General features: G+C 64.7%; 4 protein-coding genes. 2 read left to right on the top strand and 2 right to left on the bottom strand.

Features of this window, described 5'->3' with window-relative positions; translation table 11 throughout:
• Both E2C06_RS35070 and E2C06_RS35065 read left to right on the top strand, forming a co-directional pair.
• Positions 1 to 328, top strand: a 328-nt coding sequence (locus E2C06_RS35070) for an ATP-dependent Clp protease proteolytic subunit (RefSeq protein WP_193560538.1), incomplete at its 5' end; no start/stop codon positions are given.
• A gap of 1,087 nt (positions 329 to 1,415) precedes the next feature.
• Positions 1,416 to 2,000 (top strand): glutathione S-transferase family protein, encoded by a 585-nt coding sequence (locus E2C06_RS35065; protein ID WP_133293176.1) that lies wholly within the window; start codon positions 1,416 to 1,418, stop codon positions 1,998 to 2,000.
• A gap of 359 nt (positions 2,001 to 2,359) precedes the next feature.
• On the opposite strand, the gene E2C06_RS35060 is transcribed toward E2C06_RS35065, so the two are convergent.
• Positions 2,360 to 3,373, bottom strand: a complete 1,014-nt coding sequence (locus tag E2C06_RS35060; protein ID WP_133293175.1) for an HWE histidine kinase domain-containing protein — start codon at positions 3,371 to 3,373, stop codon at positions 2,360 to 2,362.
• A 402-nt stretch (positions 3,374 to 3,775) separates the two neighbouring features.
• Positions 3,776 to 5,536, bottom strand: coding sequence for a sensor histidine kinase (locus E2C06_RS35055; RefSeq protein WP_133293174.1), 1,761 nt, complete (start codon positions 5,534 to 5,536; stop codon positions 3,776 to 3,778).
• Positions 5,537 to 5,701 lie beyond the last annotated feature (165 nt).

The following is a 5,701-nucleotide window of genomic DNA, read 5'->3' as shown; positions in this document are numbered from 1 at the left end:
GCGGGTGATCGGCACAGGCTGGGTGGCTAGCGCGGGAGCACTGATCTTCCTGGCCGGCGCCCGCGAGCGGCGGTACTGCCTGCCCAACACCCGGTTCTTGCTGCACCAGCCGATGGGTGGAGTGCGGGGACCGGCCACTGACATCGACATCGAGGCGCGCGAGATCGTCAAGATGCGTGAGCGGATCAACCGCATTATCTCGCGCGAGACTGGCCAGTCCAACGAGCGGGTGGAACGCGATACCGATCGCAACTACTGGATGAGTGCCGAGGAGGCGGTGGCGTACGGCATGGTAGGCCGCATCGTAGCCAACGCGCGGGACTTATAGCTCCTTCAGATCGGCAGACAGTTATCGCTCGCCGCTGATGCCGCCCCAGATGATTGGCCCTCGCTTGAGTGTGCGTATCGGCTGCCGTTGGGTATGCGGCACGTTCAGCTCGAGGCACCCGCGGGGGCCTCATCTTCTCCGCGGCGCTGCCGGTGCGAAGCCGGCCGCATGGCAAGGGCGTATCCCCCGCCCGGTCGGAAGCCGGACCGACACGTCTAGGTGCAGAGCCGCTCGGTGCGCCGTGCGCCGGGCGGTTTCTATTTCGCGGCCCGCTTCACTGTTTGGGCTCGCGGCTTCGAAGGGCTTTGGCAGTGAGCGCCTTATAGATCGATGTCGAGTACCGACGCTTCCAGCGTGGTCTCTTCTGCAAAACAATGCTGCAGCGAATCGCTAAAATGCTATATTATCCAAATGCATGGCATTTCCCCCAATGCCATGCAGCTGGGGGTTGCTGCATGACTTACCCCTAGTCATGCAGCATGAAGGGCCGCCCTGGCCCCCCATCCAATGGGCGGCCCACCCTCTTGATTGCAGGAAGATGCGGCGGCCAAAGCCCGTGCACAGGACAAATCCTAGGAGCAGCACCTATGCTCGGTCCCCTCTCTGACCGCCGCAGAAAGAGCATGCATTCATAGTCTTAGCGAGCGGCATTAAACCTGACCAAAAACATCACTGCGCCGCACAATCCTGCGCCATGATGCTGGGCAGACACACTCCTGCCGCGCGATATACCCCATTGCTCATACCAGAAAGCCTGTACACGGCGTGGGGTGCTAGTGCTCAGAACGAATCAGAAGGTACATACCTCGGCGATGTGGCGGTGTCCGATGCCTGCGGCATCGGACCGCTGAGGATGCACCATCCGTCTGGGTCTGAGCACTAGGGGCACTTCGACAACCTAGGCGCCAAGCCAGAGTGAGGTCCTAAGAGCGCTCCCACCGGCTCAGGAAAGCTCATACCCGTCCCTTCCGCCCAGGGCGCTCCGCTGCGCGACCGGAGCCACTACATCGCGCCCACGCAAAGAGCCTGACAGCGCTTCCTGACCGCGCGGGCTTTGATGTCAGGATGATGCCGGAGGTGCGCCCTGATGCTGACGCTCTATCTTGCCCCCGGATCAAGCTCAATGGCGCCGCACATTGCGCTGCGCGAAGTCGATGCGCAGTTCGAGATACGCGCGCTGTCCTTTGCGCGGCGTGAGAACCGCAACTCCACCTATCTGGCGATCAACCCCGAGGGCAAGGTGCCGACGCTGCTGATCGAGGACCGCCCGCTAACCGAGGTCGCCGGTATTTTGTTCTATCTCGCGCGCCGCTTCCCAGACGCTGGCCTTCTGCCGGACAACAATGTCGAGGCAGAGGCGAAAGTTGTCTCTTGGATGTCGTTCCTCGCCGCGACGGTCCACCCGGCACGGCGGCAAGGGGTCGAGAACGCCCTCGCTGTCTACAGGGTCGTCGAGCGGCGGCTGGATGGTCGTGAGTGGGTAGTGGGTGGGCGCATGTCTATCGCTGACATCCACCTGTTCCGTCTGTTCTGGCGATTTCGCAACTCGGCTCGCTCGTCTACCGAGGAATTTCAAAACCTACTGGCCCACCATGACCGAATGCTGGCTCGGCCTGCAGTGAGAAAGACCTGTGAGGTAGAGGCGGCAATTGGCTACGAGCTGCCAGCCTGAGGACCGCAGCCTAAAATCGCTGTTTGGCCTCACCGCCACAGCAATCCAGGCGCTGCCATGACCCGTCACTCACCTCTGATAAGGCCCGATTATCAGAGGTGAGGAGAGGAGTGCCACAATCGCGGTCGGACGCGGGTTTGCGGTGGATCGGCGGAGGTTCACATGCCGCACGACAGTCGGAGCCCGGCCTTTCACTGCGAACGTCCAGCAACAGCTCTCGGCTTACGCCGAACTTTGGCAGCCACGGTCTGAGCGGCAAGTTTGGCCTACACAGGACGGCTGGAACAAATCTGAGCCGGGTTGCACCCTGCCAGCTCCGTTACCCTGAGCATCGGGACGTTAGCCCGCCAAGTGAATGGTCATCGGTCGTCGGAGTGAGCCTCCGCGACGGCCTCGAGCGGTGCATCGATGTCGCAGCGCAGGCCCGTGGGCTCAAACAATAACCGCGTTTCGGCGCGCAGCTCCCGGGTCAGGCCGTGCTCGATAAGACGCATCCCGAACCCGCGCCGTGCGGGCGTTCTTGGAACCGGCGGACCGCCGCTCTCGACCCAGCACAGCCACAGCCGCTCGCCCGTCTCTGCTTTCCGGATCGCCCAGTCGAGCCGCACCTGGCCACCCGGCACGGAGAGCGCACCGTGCATGGCCGCGTTCGCCGCCAACTCGTGCAGAGCAATCCCGAGTGCGACGGCCGCGCCGGATCGCAGCAGCAGCTCCGGGCCTGAGGCCCGCACTCGCTCGGGATCTTTGCCTTGATGCGGTGCCAGCTGGGCTGCGGCTAACGTCTTGAGCGCTGCGCCAGTCCAGTGAGCACGCGCCAGCAGGTCGTGCACCCGGGAGAGCGCGAAGAGGCGGTCAAGGAAGGCGACCCGGGTATTCTCGGCGCAGGGCGCGGCGCGTAGTGTCTGCAACGCCATGGACTGGACCGTTGCGAGGGTATTGTTTACTCGGTGGTTCACCTCGTCGAGCAAGCGCTGTTGGACCGCCTCGGCCAGCCTCCGCTCGGTTATGTCGCGCTGAGCCGAGACCCAATGGGTGATTTGCCCACCTGCATCCCGCACAGGGGTGATCAACCATTCGACGACGTACTCAGTGCCGTCCTTGCGGTAGTTGACAGCTTCGCCCTGGAAAGATCGCCCTGCGGCCAGCGCTGCCCGCAAGTGGTCGAGCATAGCACGGTCCGTGTTCGGGCCCTGCAGGATACGCGGGCTCCGGCCCACGATCTCGTTCAGGGCGTAACCGGTCATGCGGGTAAATGCGGGGTTGGCATATTCGATGCGCGGCCCTGACGAGGCGAGGTCTGGGCTGGTGATCAGGATGGCTTCGCCGACTGCTTCGACCGCGGCGCTCAGCACCTGGGGCTTGAGCGCCACCATAGCCGCGTCCGGTGTCGTCGAATCATCTGAAGCCGAGCCTCTTGCTGGCGTGAGCTCGCTTCCGGACCGCTTCCTCATGCTGCTGGAATGCCTATTGCTCATGCTACCAGCCGCCGCGGGTTGGCTGAACCAAACCCGCTAACTTCCTGCAAGTTTCTAAACACACCAAGAACTGGCCTAAGGGTGCGGCCCGCCGGCGCTTTCCCGCAAATGGCAGCGGTCTGCCATAGTCCTGGCGGAGGCGTCCTAGGTGTTCACGCTGGACCCATCACTCGGCCCTGCCGGAGGATTTATTTGAGAGCACCGGCGCTCCGTTCAGGGGGGCATGGGCACGCCGGCTGGAGCGCACGCGAGTAGGACCGCACCAATATCAAAACGAATTCAGCCGCGGCTCACCTGCGATCAGCGGGAGGTACCAGCTGGGACTGTACCGCTTGGCGCAGACCTCTGCGTCATCAGGCGGATTACCGCGCGCGTGCCCCGGCCGGGTTCGGAAATAATGTGGAAGTCGCTTTCGGCCTGCCGGGCGAGGCGCTCCACGAGCGTAGTGCCGAGACCGGGCTGCGTGCCTTCCGAGCGCTCGGCAATGCCAACGCCGTCGTCCTCGACGGTGAGTTCGAGCGAGTTCTCCTTAGCGGCGAGCGTTACCCGTACCAATCCGGCACGGTCACCGGGGAAGGCGTGCTTGCCGGCGTTGGTGATCAACTCGGCCACGAGCAGGCCGATTGCCAGTGCACGGCGGCCCTCGATCATGTGGCTGCCCTGCGGGTCGCACTCGATCTCGACGCCGGGCCTCAACGACGCAAGGGCATGCTGGTGGCAGAGGTCCTGCAGCATGGCGCCGAGATCAACCTGTTCCCCGGGCAAGTCGTCGGCGCGGTAAAGCGCCCGATGCACCTCAGCGACGGTGCGCACCCGTGAGATTGCGTCCCCGAGCGCCGCGCGTGCTGCTGCGTCCTTCACCGTCCGGGCTTGCATGCCAAGGATGGCGGCGACCGTCTGCAAGCTGTTTTTCAGCCGGTGATCGGCCTCGCGCACCAGCAGGGCGTGGGTCTGCTGAGTTGCACGCAGGCCGGCGACGAGCCGCTCAAACGCTCCGGCAAGGCTGCGTGCCTCGCGGTAGGGCGCCGGATCGTCACCGTGCGGAAATCGTACGTCCTCGGCAAGCAGGTGCGCGCGCTGCGAGGTCGCGGCGAGCGCCACGAGGGGACGGGCAATCCACCACGCCAGGAACCAGCCAATCGGCGCCGCGAGCAGAGCGACAAGCAATCCATTCCAGGCAATCCGCTTGATGACGGTATCTGCCTGGGCCGTGGCGACCTCGAGGGGCTGGCGCACCACTACGGACCAGCCAAGGCCGGGGTAATCGAGGTACCCGCGCGTCTGGACGCCAGCGGTCAGGTACTCCCGTCCATCCGGCCAGTACGCCGGCCCGTGCAGGGCGGCTGCCACGGGCAGCGGCTTGCCCTGCAAGTCCTCGGGGCCGAGCAGCACGGTGCCGGTCGCCGAGACAATCATCGGCTCCGTCCGGCGCGTCCGCCCAGCGGCCTCGCGGAACTGCCGAGCGATGTCCTCGGCCCAAGACCAGTAGAGATGACCGGCGACCACCCCAACGAGGTCGCCATCATCGCTCCGAACAGGCGCGGCGATGTCGAGGAAGCGCGGCGGCAGGCCATCGGGTGGTCGCGGCAATAATCGAGCGAGGATGATGGCTTCGTGCACGTCCTCGACGACCGGCCGCTCTTTGGCCTTTATGAAGATGGTGCGTGCCGAGGCGTCGGCGCCTTCGGCAAGCTTGCGGCTGTCAACCACCACTCGCCCATTCGGGGACAGGAACGCGACGATGGCATAATCCGGGTAGCTCTCCTGCACGCGCCGAAGCACGGCACGGCGCGCCTCAGGCGGCTGGTCGGGATTGCTCAACACAGGATCAGTGGCAAGGACGCGGATGTCGCGCCACCGCTCGAACATGCCCCGATCGAGGCGGTCGGCCATGCCCAAGGCGAAGGTGCGCAGAGTCTCGACTGCGGCCGCCTCGGCCTGCGCCGCAGTCTCGCGGCTGCTGAGAAGAGCAGTGCCCACAGCCGCGAGCAGGGCAACGACGCCGAACGCAAGGGCCAGCAAGCCGCGCAAGCCAGGTGTACGGGAGCGAACGACGTGCATGATCCTGCCGTTCTATACCACAACCTAAGCAGGTTTGTAAGAACGTAAAAAAAGCTAGGCTGGCAAAGCTGGCTGGCCTGATGCGTTGAGGGAGGCGTCATTGGCGGCTCTTGGAGGCGCAAGATGGCCAGGGTGTCGGCTCGACGGCGGCCGGAGCGGGAGCGG

The organism is Dankookia rubra, from assembly GCF_004355005.1.
In the GTDB taxonomy this organism is placed as follows: domain Bacteria; phylum Pseudomonadota; class Alphaproteobacteria; order Acetobacterales; family Acetobacteraceae; genus Paracraurococcus; species Paracraurococcus ruber_A.
The sequence above is the reverse complement of the archived record's forward strand: the minus strand, read 5'-3'. Positions and strand labels throughout refer to the sequence as shown.

What these genes read in the sequence shown, in the direction of transcription:
- E2C06_RS35065 (WP_133293176.1), top strand. Translation starts at nt 1,416, where the DNA reads ATGCTGACGCTCTATCTTGCCCCCGGATCAAGCTCAATGGCGCCGCAC.
- E2C06_RS35060 (WP_133293175.1), bottom strand. Translation starts at nt 3,373, where the DNA reads ATGGTGGCGCTCAAGCCCCAGGTGCTGAGCGCCGCGGTCGAAGCAGTC.
- E2C06_RS35055 (WP_133293174.1), bottom strand. Translation starts at nt 5,536, where the DNA reads ATGCACGTCGTTCGCTCCCGTACACCTGGCTTGCGCGGCTTGCTGGCC.